This is a genomic window from Arthrobacter sp. Y3221087 (assembly GCF_059089905.1).
The window spans coordinates 200,040-220,838 of sequence record NZ_JBNHFE010000001.1; the positions used below are offsets into that span (position 1 = coordinate 200,040).

Genomic DNA, 20,799 nt, shown 5'->3' on the forward strand with positions numbered 1-20,799 from the left:
GGTTTAGGCCTGCAGCGCCAGGATGGCAGTGGGGGCGTCCGCGGCGGATTCTGCCAGTTCCTCGAACTCGTTCACGGCATTGATTTCCACGCCCATGGAGATGTTGGTGACCTTTTCCAGGATCACTTCCACCACCACGGGAACCTGGAACTCGCCCATCAGGGCCTTGGCCTTGTCGAAGGCGGCGGCGAGGTCGTTGGGGTCCTCCACGCGCACGGCCTTGCAGCCCAGGCCCTCGGCCACCTTCAGGTGGTCCACGCCGTAGCCGTTGGTCTCCGGGGAGTTGATGTTGTCGAACGCCAGGGACACGTTCTGCTCCATGTTGAAGCCACGCTGCGACTGCCGGATCAGGCCCAGGTAGGAGTTGTTCACCACCACGTGGATGTACGAGAGGTTGAACTGCGCGCCCACGGCCAGTTCCTCGATCATGAACTGGAAGTCGTAGTCGCCGGAAAGCGCCACCACGGTCTCGTCCGGCTTGCCGCGGACGACGCCGAGCGCGGCCGGGGCCGTCCAGCCCAGCGGGCCTGCCTGGCCGGCATTGATCCACTTACGCGGACCGAACACGTGCAGCATCTGCGCGCCGGCGATCTGGGACAGGCCGATGGTGGACACGTAGATGGTGTCGCGGCCGAAGGACTTGTTCATCTCCTCGTAGACACGCTGGGGCTTAATGGGGATGTTCTCGAAGTGGGTCTTGCGGTGCAGCGAGGCCTTGCGGTCCTGGCACTCGGCGACCCAGGCGCTGTAGTCCGGCAGGGACCCTGCCGCCTTGCGCTCCTTGGCGAGCTCCACCAGCCCTGCCAGCGCCGCGCCGGCGTCGGACGCGATGCCCAGGTCCGGGGAGAACACGCGGCCGATCTGCGTGGGCTCGATATCGATGTGCACGAACTTCCGGCCCGCGGTGTAGGTCTCCAGGCCGCCGGTGTGGCGGTTGGCCCAGCGGTTGCCGATGCCGATCACGAAGTCACTCTGCAGGTAGTTCTCGTTGCCGTAGCGGTGCGAGGTCTGCAGGCCCACCATGCCGGCCATCAGCTGGTGGTCGTCAGGGATGGCGCCCCAGCCCATCAGGGTGGGGATCACCGGAACGTTGAGGATCTCGGCCAGTTCCACCAGCTGCGCGGAGGCTCCGGCGTTGATGATGCCGCCGCCGGCCACGATCAGCGGGTGCTTGGCCGCGGTGAGCATGTCCAGGGCCTTTTCCAGCTGCTTGCGGGAGGCCTTGGGCTTTTCGACGGGCAGGGGCTCGTAGGTGTCGATGTCGAATTCGATCTCGGCCTGCTGCACGTCGATGGGCAGGTCCAGCAGGACAGGGCCGGGGCGGCCGGAACGCATCAGCTGGAAGGCCTTCTGGAAGGCGCCGGGAACCTGGCCGGGCTCCAGGATGGTCATGGCCATCTTGGTGACGGGCTTGGCGATGGACTCGATGTCCACGGCCTGGAAGTCTTCCTTGTGCAGCTTGGCCACCGGCGCCTGGCCGGTGATGCAGAGCATGGGGATGGAATCGGCCCAGGCGGCGTAGAGGCCGGTGATCATGTCCGTGCCGGCGGGGCCGGACGTGCCGATGCAGATGCCGATGTTGCCGTCCTTGGCGCGGCTGAAGCCGTCCGCCATGTGGCTGGCGCCTTCAACGTGGCGGGCCAGGGTGTGGCGGATGCCGCCGTGGGCGCGCATGGCGGAGTAGAAGGGGTTGATTGCCGCGCCTGGCAGGCCGAACGCCTCGATGGCGCCTTCCTTTTCCAGGATGGCAACCGCTGCATCAACGGTACGCATCTTGCTCATGGGGTGCTCCTTGAAAGCGTGGGAAGTCTGTTTTTGGGTGTGCTGAAGGGAGTTTTTGTCCAGATGCGGCGACTTGGGAGGCCCGTAAGTCGCTTTATCTGGACAAAAACTTCGTGGGGGAGGGCTTACTTGCGGCCTGTCCTATTTCCTGCCACTGAGCTGGAGGACCTGCTTGAAGAGTCCGGAGTGGTCCAGTGCGCCGTCGCCCTGGTTGACGGTGGCGGCGACGAGCTGGGCGACGACGGCGCCGAGGGGGACGGCGACGTTGGCTTCACGGGCGGCGGAGGTGACGATGCCGAGGTCCTTGTGGTGCAGGGCGAGGCGGAAGCCGGGGTCGAAGTTGCGGTCCAGCATCTTCTGGCCCTTCTGGTCCAGGACCTTAGAGCCGGCCAGGCCGCCGCCGAGGACCTTGAGGGCGGCGTCGGTGTCCACGCCGTAGGCCTCGAGGAAGGCGATGGCCTCGCCGAGGACCTCGATGTTGACGGCGACGATGAGCTGGTTGGCGGCTTTGACGGTCTGGCCGGAGCCGGAGGGGCCGACGTGGACGATGGTTTTGCCGACGGCGTTCAGGACGTCTGCGGCTGCGTCGAAGTCTTCTTTGTCGCCGCCGACCATGATGGAGAGGGCGGCGTCGATGGCGCCCTGTTCGCCGCCGGAGACCGGGGCGTCGAGGGGGCGGATGCCGGCTTCGCGGGCTTCGTCGGAGAGGCGCTTGGCGACGTCGGGGCGGATGCTGGAGGCGTCGATCCACAAGGTGCCCTGTTTGGCGTTGGCGAAGACGCCGTCCTTGCCGGTGACGACGCCTTCGACGTCGGGGGAGTCCGGGACCATGGTGATGACGACGTCGGCGTCCTTGACGGCGTCCGCGATGCTGGTGGCGCCCTTGCCGCCTTCGGAGACGAGCTTGTCGATCTTGTCCTGGCTGCGGTTGAAGCCGGTGACGGTGTGGCCGGCCTTGACCAGGTTGATGGCCATGGGCAGGCCCATGATTCCGAGTCCGATGACTGCAACGTTGCTCATGATGGTTCTCTTTCTAAAGTCTTTACGATGTGTGGGCCACGCCCGCAGGGGTCCCCGGCCAAGCTTGCGAGGTTGGGGGGCGGGTGGGGATTAGGCCGTGGTGCGCTGGCGGATGGCCCAGCTGAAGGCGGTTTCCTGCGGTTCCTTGTACTCGAGGCCGATGTAGCCTTCGTAGCCGAGTTCGCGGCTGCGGGCAATCCATTCGCCCAGCGGGAGGGTTCCGGTGCCTGGTGCACCGCGGCCGGGGTTGTCGGCGATCTGGATGTGGCCGAACTCCTTGGCGTGGTTTTCGATGACGGATTCGACGTCGTCGCCGTTGACTGCGAGGTGGTAGAAGTCGGCGAGGAACTTGATGTTGGTGGCACCGGATTCTGCCTTGACGCGGGCGATGACCCGGAGTGCGTCCTCAGCGGTGAGCAGCGGGTACTTCGGTGCGCCGCTGACGGGTTCGAGGAGGACCGTGCCGCCGATGCGGGCCACGCCTTCGGCTGCTGCGGCCAGGTTCCTGGCGGCCAGCTCGTCCTGCTCTTCGGCGGTGGCGTCTTCCTGCCGGTTGCCGTAGAGGGCGTTGAAGGCCTTGCAGCCCAGGCGCTCGCCGATGCCGGCCACGACGTCGATGTTGTCCTTGAACTCGGACTCGCGGCCCGTCCAGGAGACCAGGCCGCGGTCGCCGCCGGGCATGTTGCCCGCGTTGAAGTTCAGGCCGGTGAGCTGCACCCCGGCGTCCTTGATGGCGTTCTCGAACCTGGTGATCTCGGAATCCGCCGGAACGGAGGATTCGAACGGCCACCAGAACTCGACAGCGTCGAAGCCTGCTGCCTTGGCTGCGGCCGGCCGCTCGAGCAGGGGCAGCTCCGTCAGCAGGATGGAGCAGTTCACTGTGTACGTCATCGTAGGTCCTTCCGGGGAGGGCTTTGATCCATCTTCCCTTGCGTCTCGGTATTCCTACCGTTTCCGCTTCGTGGAATTTAGATTCTGCTTTATGAAAAGTGTAGGGAAGGAGGGTGATGCGCGTCAAGGGGCAGGGCAAGAGAAAGGGCCGGCTGCAAAGCAGCCGGCCCGTGAGGTGATCCTTTACCGCAGGTCGAAGCGGTCAGCGTCCATGACCTTTGTCCATGCGGCCACGAAGTCGTTGACGAACTTCTCCTTGCCGTCCTCGCTCGCGTACACCTCGGACAGTGCCCGCAGCTGCGAGTTGGAGCCGAACACCAGATCGACCGGCGTAGCGGTCCACTTCACTTCGCCGGTGGTGACGTCGCTGATCTCGTAGACGTTCTCCTCCGCCTCCGACGCCTTCCACTTGGTGCCGGGGGAGAGCAGGTTGACGAAGAAGTCGTTCGTCAGGACCTGCGGCCGGGTGGTAAGCACGCCATGCAGGGAATCGCCGAGGTTGGCGCCGAGGGCGCGCATGCCGCCCACGAGCGCCGTCATCTCCGGTGCGGAGAGGCCCAGCAGGTACGCCTTGTCCAGCAGGAGGGTCTCCGGCTGGAGCTTCTCACCGGGCCGGACGTAGTTGCGGAATCCGTCAGCCCGCGGCTGCAGGTACTGGAAGGAGTCGACGTCGGTCTGGTCCTGGGAGGCGTCCGTGCGGCCGGGGTGGAACGGCACCGTGACGGGGAACCCGGCGTCGCTGGCGGCCTTCTCCACCGCAGCGCACCCGCCGAGGACGACCAGGTCAGCCAGCGAGACCTTCTTGCCCCCGGCCTGGCCGGAGTTGAACTGCTGCTGGACCCTCTCGATCGCCTGCAGGGCAGTGGCGAGCTGGTCGGGCTCGTTCACCTCCCAGCCGCGCTGGGGCTCCAGCCGGATCCGTGCGCCGTTGGCCCCGCCGCGCCTGTCCGTCTTGCGGTAGGTGGATGCCGACGCCCAGGCAGTGCGGACCAGCTGCGCGACGGACAGCCCCGAGTCCAGGAGCTGCGCCTTGAGCGAGTCGATGTCCTGCTGGCCGATCAGCTCGTGGTCCACGGCGGGAACCGGATCCTGCCACAGCTGGGCCTCGGGAACCCATGGCCCGAGCATGTGCGGGCCCACCGGACCCATGTCGCGGTGCAGCAGTTTGTACCAGGCCTTGGCGAAGGCGAGCTGGAACTCATCCGGGTTCTTCAGGAACCGCTGCCCGATTTCGGCATAGATCGGGTCGAAGCGCAGGGACAGGTCGGTGGTGAGCATCGTGGGCCGGTGCTTCTTTTCCGGGTCGTAAGCGTCCGGGATGATCTCCGGAGCATCCTTGGCAACCCACTGGTGGGCGCCGGCGGGGCTCTTGACCAGCTCCCACTCGTATTCGAACAGGATCTCGAGGAAGCGGTTGCTCCATTCGGTGGGCCGGTCGGTCCACGTGACTTCCAGGCCGGAGGTGATCGTGTCAGCCCCCTTGCCGCTGCCGTACGTGCTCAGCCAGCCCAGGCCTTGCGTCTCGATTTCTGCGCCCTCCGGCTCGGGACCGACATGGGCGTCGGCGTCACCGGCACCGTGCGTCTTGCCGAACGTGTGGCCGCCCGCAATCAGCGCGAAGGTCTCTTCGTCGTTCATCGCCATCCGCTTGAAGGTTTCACGGATGAACGCGGCGGCAAGTTTGGGGTCCGGGTTACCCATGGGCCCCTCGGGGTTCACGTAGATGAGGCCCATCTCGGTGGAGCCCACTTCTTCCGCCATCTGGCCTTCGCCGATGTAGCGTTCGTCGCCGAGCCACGTGTCTTCGGGACCCCAGAAGATCTCCTCGGGCTCCCACACGTCCTCGCGGCCGAAGGCGAAGCCGAACGTCTTGAAGCCCATCGATTCGAGGGCCACGTTGCCCGCCAGCACCAGCAGGTCGGCCCACGAGAGCTTCTGGCCGTACTTCTGCTTGACCGGCCACAGCAGGCGCCGGGCCTTGTCCAGGTTGGCGTTGTCCGGCCAGCTGTTCAGCGGGGCGAACCGCTGGCTGCCGTCGCCCGCGCCGCCGCGGCCGTCGTGGACGCGGTAGGTGCCGGCGGCGTGCCAGCTGAGCCGGATCATGAGGCCGCCGTAGTGGCCGAAGTCTGCAGGCCACCAGTCCTGGGACGTGGTCAGGACCTGGGTGATGTCCTGCTTGAGCGCCTCGACGTCCAGCTTCTGGAATTCTTCGCGGTAGCTGAACGAGGGGCCGAGCGGGTTGCCCGCCGGGTTGTGGGCGTGGAGCACGGAGAGATCGAGCTGGTTCGGCCACCAGTCCGCGACGGTGCGGGGACGGTGTCCTTTGGGCTGCGGCGAGTCGATCGCCGGATTCTCGCTCTCACTGCCGTGCGAGGTCACGCTGTCATGTGCGACCGGGCACCCGCCCTCAACCTTGCGGTCCAGGCCCTGGGCACTTCCCGGGGTGGGGATCGGGGGGTGGTCCTGGTGATCGGTCATGTGTTTCCTTCCATGTGGCCGAGGCCGTGGTCGGACTCGGGCGGCCGTACAACCCTCCCATTTGACCATGATGAGCCAGCGCGCTGAACCCCCAAGCAGGAAGTATGACGACGGCGGCCTGCCGCCATCCGGAGCACCACGCCCCCAGGCATCAGTCAGCGTGACCGGCTTATGCGGAGGCTGTGACTTGGACCGATGTCCGTTCCACCGTGGGGCAGTGGATTCTCGCCGCCTCCGCTCCGGCTGTCTCCTCCAGCCCGAGCAATATGCGCACCCCTGCGGCGCCCAGCTCGTAGTGGGGCAATGCCACGGTGGAGAGCGGCGGCCGCAGGTGGGCGGCGATGACTTCCTGGTTGTCGAAGCCGACCACGGCGATGTCCTCCGGGATGGACAAACCGTGCTCACGCAGCCCGTCGTAGAGGCCCATGGCCATCCGGTCGTTGTAGCAGTAGACGGCGGTGGCGCCGCGCTTGAGCAGTGCACCGGTTGCGCCGTAGCCGCCTTCCTGGTCCGGATAGGCTTCCATGACCAGGCCGGGGTCGAAGGCAATGCCGGCTTCCTCGAGCGCCTGCCTGTACCCCAGGAGCCGTCCGTCCTTGGCAGGGGCGGGAATGGTGGCGTTGATGAAGGCAATGCGGCGGTGCCCGTGCCGCAGCAGGATCTCGGTGGCCGACTTTCCGCCCTGCACCTCGTCCGGCACCACGGCCCGTGCCCCCGGCTCGGTGGCGAAGCAGTTCACCAGGACAAAGTCCGCTTCCCGCAGCGAGGCCGGAATGTCAGTTTCGCGGTGGAACCAGGTGGAATAGAGGATGCCGCGCACTTTGTACTCGAGCATCATGCTGATCGCGTCCTGTTCAAGCTCCCGGTTGCCCTCGGTGTTCGCAATCAGGAGGGCGTAGCCGTGTTTCCATGCCTCGTCCTGGGCGCCGTGGATGATCTGGCCGGCGAAGGGAGTGGTGGCAACGCCGTCGGCCACCAGTCCGATGAAGCGGGAGGTGCCGCTGACCAGGGTCTTGGCCATCGCGTTGGGCCGGTAGCCCAGCGCGCGGATGGCATCCTTGACGCGCTGGCGGGTTTCTTCGGCGATGCGGGCGTCTTTTTTCTTGTTGACCACCAGCGACACCGTGGCAGTGGAGACCCCCGCCGCCTCGGCGACGTCGCGGAGCGTGACAGGGTGGGCGCGTTCGGGCCGGTGCCGGGAACTGGCCGCAGGCGCGGCTTCTCCCGGCTTGTTCTCCCTTGAATTCATCTGCCCTCCGTCAGGAGTATATCCGGCTGCTGCGGCGGTCATCCCTTGGTCGCCCCGCTCTCGAGTCCTTGGATCATGGCCTTGTTGAGCACCAGGAACACCAGCAGGAGCGGGGTGATGGTCACGCACACGGCGGCAAACGTGGCCGTCCAGTCCACCTTGCCCATGGCGCCGATGTAGTTCTGCAGGCCCAGCGGAATGGTCTTCAGGTCCTCGGACAGCACGAACGTGTTGGCGAAGATGAAGTCGTTCCAGATGAAGATGCTGTTGACCAGGACCACGGTGACCACGGTGTTCAGCGACAGCGGCAGGGTGATCAGGCCGAAGATCCGGTAGGGTCCGGCGCCGTCCAGGGATGCTGCCTCGTACGTTTCTTTCGGGATGTATTCGTAGAACGAGCAGAACAGGTAGATGGACATGGGCAGCGAGAACCCAGCCAGCGGAATGATCATCGACTGGTAGGTGTCCAGCAGGTTCACCGCCGAGTAGTCGATGAACAGGGGCACCAGGGCGATCTGGACAGGGACGATGATGCCGATCAGGAACAGCCCGCGGACCAGCTTGCTGAGCCGGAACCCGAGCACCTGGATGGCGTACGCGGCCATCATGCCCAGCAGGACGATCAGGATGTTGGCGCCCATGGTGACGATGAAGCTGTTCATGATGTTCCGGCCCAGGTCACCCGTTTCGAATGCCCGCGCGTAGTTCTCCCAGGTCAGGGAGCTGGGCAGGGCGAACGGATCCCCGCTGGCAAAGTCCTGCTCCGTGCGGAGGCTGGTGAGGAACAGCCAGGCCAGCGGGTACACCTGGACGATCACAATAAGCATGATCAGGACGCGTGACAGCGTCCGGAACAGGTCCGGCCTGCGACGGCGGCGCCGGGCTGCCGGAGGCGGCGGCACCACGGCGGGCGGGCTGGCTGGGGCTGCCTGGGTGATCATGAGTCTGCCTTCCGCTTGAGCAGGAACAGGATGAGGCCGACGGCAACGAGGCACTCGATGACGATGAACACCGAGATGGTGCTGGCATAGCCGAAGTCGGTGCTGGTGAACGCCGTCTTGTACATGTAAGTGGTGAGCAGTTCGGACGACTGCCCCGGCCCGCCGTTGGTCATCAGGTAGGGGATGTCGAAGCCACGCAGGCCGTAGGTGGTGGCCATGATGGTGGTGGTGATCCAGACCGGGCGGATGTAGGGGAAGCGGATCTTGGTGAACAGCGTCCACCGCGATGCCCCGTCCAGGACAGCCGCTTCTTCAAGCTCCTTTGGCACGGCGAGCAGGGCCGCGTAGATGATGAGCATGTACAGGCCGGTGAAGCGCCAGCCTTCCGGCGCGGACACCGCCGCCAGGACCGTGGTGACGTCCGAGAGCCAGGGCCGCTCCAGGCTGCCGAGGCCAATCCAGTGCAGCAGCTGGTTGAGCAGGCCCACGGGGTCGATGGAGTAGATCCGCACGAACAGGAAGGCGATGGCCACGGTGGAGATCACGGCCGGCAGCAGGTAGAGCGTCTTCACCAGTTCCCGGCCGCGGCGGAGCGAGGTGAGCAGGCTGGCGACCACCAGGGCGCCCCCGAGCTGCAGGACCAGGCAGATGGCCAGGTAGATGAGGGCGTTCAGGAACGCGCGCCAGAAGATGTCGTCGGCAACAAACATCCGGACGTAGTTGTCCAGTCCCACGAATTCCATGTCGCTGATGCCGTTCCAGGAGAAGAAGCTCAGGAACAGGGACTGGAGGATGGGGAAGAGGACTGCTGCGCCGTACAGCAGCAGGGGCGGGAGCAGGAAGACCAGGACCGACGTCCTGGACCGGTTGGGAAGCATCCGGTTGGATTGCATGGCGGGCCTTTCGGGCGGGGGACCGGAGTCCCCCGCCGCAGTGGTTGCTTACTTGAAGAACTTGGGGGCGTTCTGCGCGATGGTGTTATCCATCGTGCTGGTGAACTGCTCAGGCGTGATGTTGCCCTGGACCAGCAGGACAAGCTCCTGCTGCAGCCGGCCGTTGGTGGTGGGGTCCAGCTGCGTGTCCCAGGGCATGGCCTGCTTGGAACCGAGGTCCTTCGCCTGGTCCAGTGCCTTCCGGTACAGCGGCGTTGCGTTGGCCGGGACGGCGGTTTCGACGTCGGTGGTGGGCGAGAGTGCGCCGGTTGCGGCGTATTCGGCCGGGTACTTTTCCAAAGCGAACTTCAGGAAGTCGCTCACCAGGGGATCGTAGGTTTTCGCGTTCACGGCCATGCCGATGCCGGAGGGCGAAACGTACTCATTGGCCGCCGTCACGGAGCCGGCCGTGGTGGGCAGGGTGAAGAAGTCGATGTCATCCCGGACCGCGGGGTTGAGTTTGTCCGTGGCCAGGCTGGGAAGCTCCCAGGTGCCGATGTTGTACATCGCCGCCTGGCCGGAGGTGAACTGGTTCTGCGCGTCCGAGTAGCCTTGGGCGGAGAAGCCCTCCTGGAAGCATTCCGCCTTGCCCAGGTCGGCCAGCCAGTTGACCGTCTTCTGTCCTGCGGGGTCGGCAAACTTCGCTTCACCCTTCTTCAGCTTCTGGACAAAGTCAGGTCCGGCCTCGCGGAACGGCTGATACGCGATATAGCGTTCCAGCGGCCACTGGTCCTGGCCGTCGATGGCGATCGGGGTGATGCCGGCGTTGCGCAGGGCCGTGCACATGGCGGGGATATCGTCCAGCGACTTCGGCACGGAAACGCCTGCCTTCTCCAGCAGTGCCTTGTTGTACCAGATGAATTCCAGTTCGAACTGGAACGGGATCATGTACAGGGAGCCGTCGTCGAAGCGCTGGTAGTCCAGGGCGCCGGGACGGTAATCGTCGTAAACGTCCAGGGTCTTCAGCAGCTTCTCGGCGTCCACCATCTTGCCCTGCTTGGCCAGCTGCTGGGCGAAGGGTGTGGCGTCCGTGTCAAAGAGCTCGGGGAGTTTGTTGGCCGCGGCCAGGGTTTCGAGCTTCTGGATGTAGGAGGGCCGGTCCGGGGTGGTGATCAGGTTCAGCTCGAAGCCGGGGTGGTCCTTGGCATAGTCGTCGGCGAGCTTCTTCATGATGTTGATGACGGCCCCGTCAGCGGGCCGCGAGAGCAGCCAGGAGATTTCCCGGGGCTTGATTTCACCGGTGGGGCTGACGTTGGAGGGATCGGTGGAACTTCCGCCTCCACAGGCTGTCAGTGCCAGTGCGGTGGCGGCTGCGACGGCGGCGGCGCGAATAAGATTCTTCATTGCGGTCTTTCCCTTGGTGTGAACGGAGGAGGGGTATTCAGTTGTCGGTGCGCTTGCGTACTTCGAGGCGTGTGAGGGTGGCGGATCCTTCGCCGGCGAAGGCGCCGATCCGGCCCGCCGGCAGGTCGTAGATCCTGGTGCTGAGGGCCACCTGCCTGTCCACGACGGCGACGCACAGGTCGCCGTCGACAATGACTTCCAGCGTGTGCTCCCCGGGGGGAAGGCTGCACGGGCGTTCGAGTTCGATCTCGAACGGCACGTCCCCGGAGACATGCCATTGGGCACCACCTGTGACGGCCCGCGGCCACCGGTCGAAGACCAGGCGCCCGCGCTTGGGTTCGAGCCGGAGGATGTAGGAGCTGTCGCCGTCGGCGCTGGACCGCAGCAGCAATCCGCACTCTGTGGTGCCCGGGCCGATCTCCAGGACTGCCTTCGCGTAGAACTGGGAGGGCAGATCCTCCCCGGAGACAATGGCGGCGTAGCCGTCCGGAACGTCCAGCCTGGCGGGCAGGCCGCCGTCGAAGGTCACGGCAGCTTCGTCCCAGAAGCTGTCCACCAGTTCGTCGGCAAAGCCGAACGCCAGGGTTCCGTCAGGGTTCTGCCGGGCCTCCAGGACGGACATGGTGCCCGCCCACTGCCAGGGGCCGCCGTCGGAATTTCCTTCCTTGCTGGCGATCCAGCCAAAGAAGAACCGCCGCCCGTCCCGCTCGGCGGTCTTGGATGCGTAGAACGCGCGCCCGTCGATGCTGTCCTGGTCCGGAACCAGCCACGGGCCGTTAGGGCTCCTGGCCATGCGGTACCGGGTGGTGAAATTTTCGGAGAACTCGGAGTAGACCATGTACCACCAGTCGCCCCAGGCAAAGACGTCCGGGCACTCGTGGGTGATGTACCGGCGGGGGTCCCAGAAGGGTTCCGCATACTGCCAGCTCACCAGGTCGCTGGACACGCACTGGGCGATGACCCCGCGGCGGCGTTCGGGTCCTTCGGCGTGCCGGGCGGCCAGGAGCATGCGCCACTGGCCCGAGGACGGGTCGTGGAACACGAAAGGGTCCCGCCAGTCCCCGGACTCGTAGCCGGCAGGTGCGCCGAACGTCAGCTCGGGGTGCTTCACCCAGGTGCGCATTCCATCGGTGCTGGTGGCGTGCATGACCAGCTGCAGCGGCAGCCCGTCCCCGCCAAGGTTCTTCGGGTTCTGTCCGGTGTAGAAGAGGTGGTGGACGCCTGACTCGTCAACCACCACGCTGCCCGTATACGCGTTGAAGTCAGGATCGTTTTCTGTTCCGTGGGGCAGTGACACCCCCTGGTCCTGGAACTGAATGAGGTCTTTTGTGGTGACCAGGTTCCACGATGTTCCCGGCTTGGGGTCGGAGCGGACCTCGTGAAGATAGAAGAGCCAGAACTCCCCGTCCTTCTGGAAAGGGATCAGGTCCCCCACCCATCCGTCGGCGGGCTGGAAGAAGACTGGATAACTCATCAGCGTTGATGTTCCGTTCTGCTAAAGCGTTTGATCACCTCAAGGTAGATGATCGCCTCGGGTTTGATCAAGCGTTTTAGCGAAAGTTTTTTCGGAGTTGGATGCGCGACGATAAAACGCTTGACCAAACACTGTTTGCATCCCTAGTTTTGGGGCCAAGCGATTTTCCGACGACGAGGTTAGCCGCCGAACCAATGATGGTTCCACCCCTACAGCAGTTACCGTTCCAAGGCCTGTCCGGCGCCACCTAGCGCCGGCGGGCCGTCCCTTCATCCGGGCCGCGACGCAACCCGCTCCACGCAGGCGCCTGTGCCTGCGAACTGCTGCGCCGCCGTCGTTATCGCCGCGTGCGCCAGTGGCTGTCGCACGCCCTGATGCAGCCCACCTTCGAGAGGAACCACCATGACGCCCCATCTGTCCCGGCGTAACGTCCTGCAGGGCACAGGCGCAGGAGCGCTGGCTCTGTTCATGAGCAACGCCATCCCGGCAGCCGCCAAGGCCGAGGAGTCTTTACGCGCCGTGTACCACATGACGCCGCCGGCGGGCTGGCTGTGCGACCCGCAACGTCCGGTGTTCGCCAACGGCGCGTACCACCTCTACTACCTGCATTCGGCCCAGAACAATGGCCCGGGAGGGTGGGACCACGCCACCACCACGGACTGCGTGGTTTTCGACCATCACGGGGTTGCCATCCCGCTGCAGCCGGACTTTCCTGTCTGGTCGGGATCGGCGGTGGTGGACACGGCAAACACTGCCGGTTTCGGGGCAGGCGCCGTCGTCGTCCTCGCCACGCAGCCCACGGGCGGGATCCGCAAGTACCAGGAGCAATACCTCTACTGGTCCACCGACGGCGGCTACACCTTTAGGGCGCTGCCCGACCCCGTGATCGTGAATACGGACGGCCGGGCCGCCACCACGCAGGCCGAGATCGAGAACGCGGAGTGGTTCCGGGATCCGAAGATCCATTGGGATGCGGCGCGCAGCGAATGGGTGTGCGTGATCGGGCGGGCCCGGTACGCCGCGTTTTATACCTCGCAGAACCTGCGCGACTGGCAGCTGAAACGCAACTTCGACTACCCCAACCGTGCCCTCGGCGGGATTGAATGCCCGGACCTTTTCGAGATGACGGCCGACGACGGCACGCGGCATTGGGTGTTGGGCGCCAGCATGGATGCCTACAGCATCGGCCTGCCCATGACCTACGCCTACTGGACGGGAACCTGGGATGGCGGGCAGTTCCTCGCAGACAACCTGGATCCGCAGTGGCTCGACTGGGGCTGGGACTGGTACGGCGCCGTGACCTGGCCGGCAGTGGAGGCGCCCGACACGCGGCGGTACGCGATCGGCTGGATGAACAACTGGAAGTACGCCGCCCGTGACGTTCCCACGGACGCCAGCGACGGGTACAACGGCCAGAAATCGGTTGTGCGGGAGTTGCGCCTTGCCCGCCAGGCCGCGGGCTGGTACAGCCTGCTCAGCAGTCCCGTCCCGGCGCTCGCCAGCCATGCCAGCTCCACTACCGTGCTTCCGGACCGCACTCTCGACGGCAGCGCTGTCCTGCCGTGGAGCGGCCAGGCGTACGAACTGGAACTCGATATCTCCTGGGCCGCCGCCGCCAACGTGGGCGTCTCGGTGGGCCGGTCCGCGGACGGCAGACGCCACACCAACATTGGCAAGTACGGGGCGGAGCTCTATGTCGACCGCGGGCCGTCGGACCTGGCGGGCTTTTCACTCGTGCCGTTCACACGTGCAGCGGCACCGATCGACGCGGCCGCCCGCTCGGTCCACCTGCGCATCTTCGTGGACAAACAGAGCGTGGAGGTGTTCGTGAACGCCGGGCACACGGTACTGTCCCAGCAGGTGCACTTCGCGGCAGGTGACACCGGGATCTCGTTCTACACCGACGGTGGCCCGGCAACCTTCTCCGGCATCACCATCAGGAACTTCGGCTGAGCAGCCCCGGAAGCCTGGGCAGTCCCGGACACGCCGCTGGGCCCCGGTGCGCCATGCACCGGGGCCCGGCGGACCCAGCTGGAGGAGCCTGGAGCGGCTAGTGCGTCAGGTCCTTACCCTTCGTCTCCGGGATGGTGAAGACGAACGCCGCGCTGATGACCAGGAGCAGCACCGCGTAGATGTTGAACACCTGCGGTGCGCCCAGCGACGAGCCCAGCCACTGCTGCAGGTATGGTGCGGTCCCGCCGAACGCGGCCACGCAGATGGAGTACGGAACTCCGACGCCTACGGTGCGGATGGACGTCGGAAACAGCTCGGCGTAGACGGCCGGCACAATGGCGGCGCTCGCGGCGATGAAGACCAGCATCACGGACATGCCCACGGCCAGCTGCCAGGCGGAATCCTTCAGCAGCCAGGTCATGGGGAAGTGCATCACGGCGGAACCGATGGCACCGGACCACAGCACTTTCTTGCGCCCAATCCGGTCGGACAGCTTGCCCCACACCGGCAGCGCGGCAATGAACACGATGTTCGCAACAACACCGGCCCAGAGCGCTTCGCCGCGGTCGATCTTGAGTGCGGTGGTGGCGTAGCTCGGCGCCACCACGCCCCAGATGTAGTAGATCACCGTCAGGCCCACCGTCAGCCCGATCACCTGCAGGGCCTGCTTCCGGTGCCGGACGATCTGCGGCCAGATTGGCGCCCGCTTCAAAGCCGTGGGTTCACCCTCGAAGGCCTCGGTCTCGTGCAGCCGGGCCCGCATGACCAGGGCGTAGAGGCCCATCGCGGCACCCAGCAGGAACGGGATCCGCCAGCCCCAGGCGTTCATCGCATCGGTAGTCAACGTCATGTTCAGGACCGCGCCCAGGAGGGTGCCGAAAAGGATGCCAACCGTTCCGGAGGTGTAGATCAGGGTGGCCCAAAATCCGCGGTGCTCCTTGGGTGCCATCTCCGAAAGATAGGTTTGCGACGACGGCAGTTCGCCGCCGTGCGCGAGTCCCTGGATGAGCCGGGCCACCAGCAGCATCAGCGATGCCCAGGCGCCCACGGCCGCGAACGTGGGCGCGATGCCGATCATCAGGCTGCCCAGGGAGGCCAGTCCGACGGCGAGCGTCATGGATGCCTTGCGGCCCACCCTGTCGCCGATCCAGCCGAAAACGAAGCCGCCGAAGGGCCGGGCCACGAAGCCGACGGCGAAGATCGCCAGCGTGGACAGTACCGCGGAAGCGGGGTCCGCCTTGCTGAAGAGCTGGCTGGCGATGAAGGGCGTGAACGTGGCGTAGATGGCCCAGTCGTACCACTCGACGGCGTTGCCGATGCCGGTTCCGACGATTGTCTTCGCGGTGGACACGCGTCCAGTCTGCTGCCTTGTTACTGCAATGGACATGATGACTTCCTGGTGGTCGGTGCGAATGGGGTTACCGGCGCGGCGCTGCTGCCGGCGGTGGGGAGTCGCTGCGGTGCTATGAAGCTGCGGAAAGCGCGGCGAGCCGCGAGATGGCCAGTTCTGCGTAGAGCGCTGCCCCGTCAGCCAGGACGCCGTCGTCGAAGGTCGCGTACGGCGAGTGGTTGAAGGGGGAGGTTGCGGGATCGCTGCCGGGCGCGACGGCGCTGAGCCCCACGAAGGTGCCGGGCACTTCTGCCAGCACCCGGGAAAAATCCTCGGAACCGCTGAGCGGGGTGGCCCAGCGCGAGAGCCGGCGCTCGCCGAACATGCCGGAGATGACCTTTTCGGCGGTGCGCGTTTCGTCCTCGTCCGTGATGGTGAGGGGGTATTCCTCCTGGTAATCAACGTGCACGTCGAGGCCATGGGCTGCGGCAATGCCCTTGAGCAGCCGGGGTACGGCCTCCATCATCTTGAGGCGGGAGCCTTCGGAGAAGGTCCGGATGGTGGCTTCGATGCGGGCCGTCTCCGGGATGACGTTCCGCTTGGTGCCGGCCTGCAGGACGCCCACAGACAGGACCACGGGATCGAACATGTTGAACTGCCGCGTCACCATCACCTGCAGCGCGGTGACCATCTCCGCCGCCGCGGTCACCGGATCTTTGGCGGCGTGTGGGGCGGACCCATGGCCGCCGGCGCCGAGGACCGTGACCTCCAGGCCGTCCGAGGCGCTGAGCATGACGCCCGGTTTGGTGCAGAACTGGCCGTGTTCCTCCAGGGAGGAAAAGACGTGCATGCCGTACGCCGCCTGGACGCGGGGGCCGGCGGCATCCAGGACGCCTTCCCGGATCATGTAGCTGGCACCGTCGCAGCCTTCCTCGCCGGGCTGGAACATCAGGACGACGTCGCCCTGGAGCAGGTGCCGCTTCTCGGCCAGGAGCGTGGCGGCTCCGGCGAGCATGGACGTGTGCAGGTCGTGGCCGCAGGCGTGCATGGCGCCGTCGGTCCGGGATGTGTAGTCCACTCCGGTCTTCTCCTGCACCGGGAGTCCGTCCATGTCCGCGCGGAGGAGGACGGCGGGCCGTTCGGTCGCCTTGCCGCCCATGGGGGACCCGCCGCCCGCCGGGGACCCGCCGTCCACGGGTGAACCGCCGGCGCCGCGCAGGACGGCAGTGACCGACGTCGTCTCCTTGCCCAGCGTGATCTCGAACGGCAGGCCGTCCAGCGCCTGGAGGACGCGCTCCTGGGTGCGCGGGAGGTGCAGGCCGATCTCCGGCTGCCGGTGCAGGTCGTGGCGCAGGCGGACCAGGTCTTCCTGCAGGTCGCGGGCGTCTTCGGTAATGGGCACTTGTACTCCTTGGCGTGGGCTTCCGGCTTGTGGACTATTCTGGAGTGGCGCGCTTCACATTCACCGAAAGCGCAATAATTATGCTGCTGGTTCTGGGTAGCCGCAGTATTCATGCACGGAGGGGCGGGTCCATGGAGCTCAGCGAGGACGATCTTGCCCTGATTCAGGTGCTGCAGGTCCACCCCCGCCTTGGCTGGGCCGATGCCGCCAAAGTGCTGGGCGTCCACGCAACCACGCTGGCCGCGCGCTGGGAACGGCTGAGGTCCAGCGGTGCGGCATGGGTCACTGCGCACCTGGCCGGAAACCCCCAGCAGATGCTCCTCGCCTTTGTGGCCGTTGACTGCGAGATGAACCAACGGGCCGCCGTCACCGCCCAGCTGGCGGCCATGCCCGAGATCGTCACAGTGGAGGAAGCGGCCAGCAACCGCGACCTGATGCTGACCGTCATCACCAGGTCGCTTGAGGAGTTCAGCACCAACGTCGCCGCCAGGCTGAAGACCATCGAAGGGCTCACCAAGTACCAGACGGCGCTCTGCACCCGGCTGCACACCAGCGCGGACGAATGGCGGCTGAACATCCTGGACAAGGCCCAGCTGGCCACCCTTCGGACGCTGGGGCAAGGCGCCGAGGGCCCGGGCCGGCAAGCTGCGGCAGCGGGGGACCTCCCAGCCAGCCACCTGGCCCTGCTCCCGTACCTGGCGCGGGACGGAAGGGCGACGGCGGCGGACATTGCCCGGGAGCTGGGCCGCCATCCCGCCACGGTGCAGCGTCAGCTGAACCGGGTGCTCGCCAGCGGGATCCTGCTGTTCCGCTGCGAGGTGGCGCAGCGCTACTCGTCGTTCCCGGTGACGTGCCAGTGGTTCGCCAACGTCCCGGCCGGCAGGCATGAGGAGGCAGCCGCCGCCTTCCGCACCATCAGCAAAGTCCGGCTCAGCGCGTCCACCACCGGGCCCACCAACTTCGTGATCATCATGTGGCTCCAGTCGCTGGCCGACGTCATGACCGCCGAACTGGCGCTGCAGCAGAAAGTACCGGGCATCGAACTGGTTGAGAGCGTGGTGATGCTGCGGACGGTCAAGCGCGTGGGCTGGATGCTGAACGACGACACCACGGCCAGCGGCGCAGTGGTGCATGCCGGAACCTTGGGCGTCGCGGACTGAGGTCAGGCCCGGGGAAAGCGTGCGGGCTCCGGCGCCTTGACCAGCGCCAGCGAGGCAGCCACGGAATGGTCCGGCTTCTCCGGCTGCTTTGCGTACGCCCGCAGGACCAGCAGCGATTTCGCCGCGAGCGTCACGGTGCCGCCCGCCTCCAGGATCCCCTGGTCCGCGTGCTCGCCGGCGGTATCGATCATCTGCTCCCACGCGGGCGAATACTCCGGGCTGGGCAGCGTGAACACCACGGGTCCCTCGCCGGAATTGCAGTAGAGCAGGAAGTTGTGGTCCCGGATCACCCTGCCCCGGTGGTCCTTGCCCACTGCCTCGCCGTTGTAGAACACCCCCAGGGCGCGGGCAAGCGGATTGCCCCAGTCCTCCGGCACCATTTCGGAAGCGTCGGTGTTGAGCCAGACGATATCCGGCAGCGGTTGGCCAAGGCTGCGCCGGACCGGCCGGCCCTCGAAGAATCTGTTGCGGCGGAACGTGGGATGTTCCCGGCGGAGCGCGCTGACGGCGGCCAGGAACTCGTTGAGCGGCTGGTCGGCCGCGTCCCAGTCGATCCAGGACAGTGGCGAGTCCTGGCAGTAGGCGTTATTGTTGCCCAGCTGGGTGCGCCCCAGCTCATCGCCGTGGGCCACCATGGGCACCCCTTGAGACAGGAGCAGGGTGGCCAGGAAGTTGCGCTGCTGCCGTGCGCGAAGGGCGAGGATTTCGGGATCGTCCGTGGGGCCTTCCACACCGCAGTTCCACGACCGGTTGTGGGATTCGCCGTCGTTGTTGCCTTCCCCGTTGGCCTCGTTGTGCTTGGCGTTGTAGGACACGAGGTCGCGCAGGGTGAAGCCGTCATGGGCCGTGACGAAATTGATGGACGCCACAGGCCTGCGCCCTGAGCTTTCATAGAGGTCCGAGGAACCGGCAAGCCGGGAGGCGAACTCGCCGAGGGTGGCGGGGGCGCCGCGCCAAAAGTCGCGGACGGCGTCGCGGTACTTTCCGTTCCATTCCGTCCACAAGGGAGGAAAGTTGCCCACCTGGTAGCCGCCGGGGCCAACGTCCCACGGCTCGGCGATCAGCTTCACCTGGGAGACCACGGGGTCCTGCTGCACCAGGTCGAAGAAGCTGGACAGCCGGTCCACTTCATAGAACTCCCTGGCCAGGGCCGAGGCGAGGTCAAAGCGGAACCCGTCCACGTGCATCTCCAGCACCCAGTACCGGAGCGAATCCATGAGCAGTTGCAGGGCATGTGGATGGCGGACGTTGATGGTGTTCCCGGTGCCCGTGTAATCCAGGTAGTGCTGCTTCTCGTGGTCCACCAGCCGGTAGTACGCCTGGTTGTCGATCCCCTTGAAGGACAGGGTGGGGCCCAGGTGGTTCCCCTCGGCCGTGTGGTTGTAGACGACGTCGAGGATCACCTCGATGCCTGCTGAATGCAGGGAGCGGACCATCGCCTTGAACTCCTGCACCTGCTGGCCCGGCCTGGTGCTGGAGCTGTAGCTTTCGTGCGGCGCAAAAAACCCAAGGGTGTTGTAGCCCCAGTAGTTGCTGAGGCCCCGGTCCTTCAGGACGCTGTCCTGCACGAACTGGTGTACCGGCATCAGCTCTATGGCCGTGACGCCCAGCTTCTGCAGATGCTCGAGCACGGCAGGGTGGGCAACGCCGGCGTAGGTGCCGCGTTCCTTCTCCGGTACATCGGGGTGGGTCATGGTCAGGCCCTTGACGTGGGCCTCGTAGATCAGGGTGTCGTTGTAGGGGATCCTGGGCGGGCGGTCGTGCTGCCAGTCGAAAAAGGGGCTGATCACCACCGAACGCATAGTGTTCGGCGCCGAGTCTTCCGTGTTGAAGGAGAGCGGGTCCCCGAAGTTGTAGGAAAACATGGGCTGCCCCCACGTGATCGCACCGCTGAAGGCCTTGGCGTAGGGGTCCATCAGGAGCTTGTTGGGGTTGCAGCGCATGCCCTGCGCCGGATTGTAGGGGCCATCCACCCGGTAGCCGTACAGCTGGCCCGGCAGGACGTGCGGGAGGTAACAGTGCCAGACGAAGCCATCCACGGCTTCGAGCCGGATCCGCTGCTCGGTGCCGGTGTCATCGAACAGGCACAGGTGGACGGCATCCGCGGCCTCGCTGAAGACCGCGAAGTTGGTGCCGCTGCCGTCATAGGTGGCACCCAGCGGATAAGGGCTCCCCGTCCAGACTTCCATGTCCCGCCTCCCCGTGAAGAGGACACCATCCAATCACAGGGGTGCGACAACTGCGGGAAGCAGGGCGCGGCCGGGAAGCCAGCCGGCCAGCCAGCCGGGGAGAAGGGAAACGGACGACGGCGGCCGCGCGCCGCCGTCGTCCTCCTAGCCCCTGGTGATGGGTATCTTCCGGCGGGCGGAAGCATCCTGGAGTTCCGGCAGGGGAACCCGTACCTCCAGGATGCCGTCTGTGTAGGTGGCTTTGACGTCACCCTGGTCCACGGCGGCGGGGAGCGTAACTGCCCGCGAGAACGTGCCGTAGCGGAATTCGGATCGGTAGCCTTCCTTGCCCGTGTGCTCCGACTTTTCCTCGTGCCGCGCGGTGATGCGCAACTGGTCACCGGTCAAGGTAATGTCCACGTCCTTGTCGGGGTCGATGCCGGGGACTTCCGCCTTGATGACCAGGGTGCCGTTCTCCCTGTACTCCTCGGTTCGAAGCCATGTGTCCAGGTCGCCTTCAAAGAAGCGCCGAAGCGGCTCGGTGATGTCCGTTCCGGTGCGCCGGAGAATGCCATTGCTCATTTTCGAGTGCTCCTTTCAATGATGGTTAGGCCGCGGACCGGTGCCCGGGCATCAAAGGCGCCGGTCCGCGGTGGCGGCCCCTGTAGCCCAGGG

Annotated in this window: 15 protein-coding genes; 2 read left to right on the plus strand and 13 right to left on the minus strand. The window is 66.0% G+C overall.

Going from position 1 to position 20,799, the window contains the following annotated elements:
- Positions 1–3: 3 nt before the first annotated feature.
- The 9 genes from gcl to AC5RUO_RS00940 all read right to left on the minus strand — a co-directional run bounded on the left by gcl (position 4) and on the right by AC5RUO_RS00940 (position 12,111).
- Positions 4–1,782 carry a glyoxylate carboligase gene (gene gcl / locus AC5RUO_RS00900; RefSeq protein ID WP_494102526.1) on the minus strand — a complete coding sequence of 593 codons (1,779 nt, stop codon included), beginning with the start codon at positions 1,780–1,782 and terminating at the stop codon, positions 4–6.
- Between the two features lie 141 nt (positions 1,783–1,923).
- Positions 1,924–2,850 carry a 2-hydroxy-3-oxopropionate reductase gene (locus AC5RUO_RS00905; RefSeq protein ID WP_494009908.1) on the minus strand — a complete coding sequence of 309 codons (927 nt, stop codon included), beginning with the start codon at positions 2,848–2,850 and terminating at the stop codon, positions 1,924–1,926.
- Positions 2,851–2,892: 42 nt separating this feature from the next.
- Positions 2,893–3,693, minus strand: coding sequence for a hydroxypyruvate isomerase family protein (locus AC5RUO_RS00910; RefSeq protein ID WP_494009662.1), 801 nt, complete (start codon positions 3,691–3,693; stop codon positions 2,893–2,895).
- A 183-nt stretch (positions 3,694–3,876) separates the two neighbouring features.
- Entirely contained in the window at positions 3,877–6,171 is a 2,295-nt protein-coding gene (gene katG / locus AC5RUO_RS00915) for a catalase/peroxidase HPI (protein ID WP_494009661.1), read from the minus strand.
- A gap of 169 nt (positions 6,172–6,340) precedes the next feature.
- A complete protein-coding gene (locus AC5RUO_RS00920; protein ID WP_494009660.1) occupies positions 6,341–7,420 on the minus strand; it encodes a LacI family DNA-binding transcriptional regulator in 1,080 nt (359 codons plus the stop codon).
- 38 nt (positions 7,421–7,458) lie between these two features.
- Complete coding sequence (locus AC5RUO_RS00925) at positions 7,459–8,361, minus strand: carbohydrate ABC transporter permease (RefSeq protein WP_494009659.1); 903 nt, start codon at positions 8,359–8,361, stop codon at positions 7,459–7,461.
- Entirely contained in the window at positions 8,358–9,239 is an 882-nt protein-coding gene (locus AC5RUO_RS00930; RefSeq protein ID WP_494009907.1) for a carbohydrate ABC transporter permease, read from the minus strand. The genes AC5RUO_RS00925 and AC5RUO_RS00930 overlap by 4 nt, the downstream gene beginning before the upstream one ends.
- A 63-nt stretch (positions 9,240–9,302) precedes the next feature.
- The gene (locus tag AC5RUO_RS00935; RefSeq protein WP_494009658.1) at positions 9,303–10,637 is read right to left on the minus strand and encodes an ABC transporter substrate-binding protein; all 1,335 of its coding nucleotides are present in this window, start codon (positions 10,635–10,637) and stop codon (positions 9,303–9,305) included.
- A gap of 37 nt (positions 10,638–10,674) precedes the next feature.
- Positions 10,675–12,111, minus strand: a complete 1,437-nt coding sequence (locus tag AC5RUO_RS00940; RefSeq protein WP_494102527.1) for a glycoside hydrolase — start codon at positions 12,109–12,111, stop codon at positions 10,675–10,677.
- 402 nt (positions 12,112–12,513) lie between these two features.
- Here AC5RUO_RS00940 and AC5RUO_RS00945 point away from each other — a divergent pair, with 402 nt between their 5' ends.
- Positions 12,514–14,064 carry a glycoside hydrolase family 32 protein gene (locus tag AC5RUO_RS00945; protein WP_494009656.1) on the plus strand — a complete coding sequence of 517 codons (1,551 nt, stop codon included), beginning with the start codon at positions 12,514–12,516 and terminating at the stop codon, positions 14,062–14,064.
- Positions 14,065–14,161: 97 nt separating this feature from the next.
- Here the strand turns inward: AC5RUO_RS00945 and AC5RUO_RS00950 are convergent, their stop codons facing one another.
- Both AC5RUO_RS00950 and AC5RUO_RS00955 read right to left on the minus strand, forming a co-directional pair.
- A complete protein-coding gene (locus AC5RUO_RS00950; protein ID WP_494102528.1) occupies positions 14,162–15,451 on the minus strand; it encodes an MFS transporter in 1,290 nt (429 codons plus the stop codon).
- A gap of 76 nt (positions 15,452–15,527) precedes the next feature.
- Positions 15,528–16,796: a M20 metallopeptidase family protein gene (locus AC5RUO_RS00955; protein ID WP_494102529.1), complete on the minus strand. Its 1,269-nt coding sequence runs from the start codon at positions 16,794–16,796 to the stop codon at positions 15,528–15,530.
- Between the two features lie 131 nt (positions 16,797–16,927).
- Here AC5RUO_RS00955 and AC5RUO_RS00960 point away from each other — a divergent pair, with 131 nt between their 5' ends.
- Entirely contained in the window at positions 16,928–17,956 is a 1,029-nt protein-coding gene (locus tag AC5RUO_RS00960) for an Lrp/AsnC family transcriptional regulator (protein ID WP_494102530.1), read from the plus strand.
- A 2-nt stretch (positions 17,957–17,958) separates the two neighbouring features.
- Here the strand turns inward: AC5RUO_RS00960 and glgX are convergent, their stop codons facing one another.
- A complete protein-coding gene (glgX, locus tag AC5RUO_RS00965; RefSeq protein WP_494102531.1) occupies positions 17,959–20,145 on the minus strand; it encodes a glycogen debranching protein GlgX in 2,187 nt (728 codons plus the stop codon).
- A gap of 144 nt (positions 20,146–20,289) precedes the next feature.
- The gene (locus AC5RUO_RS00970) at positions 20,290–20,706 is read right to left on the minus strand and encodes an Hsp20/alpha crystallin family protein (RefSeq protein ID WP_494102532.1); all 417 of its coding nucleotides are present in this window, start codon (positions 20,704–20,706) and stop codon (positions 20,290–20,292) included.
- Positions 20,707–20,799: the final 93 nt, after the last annotated feature.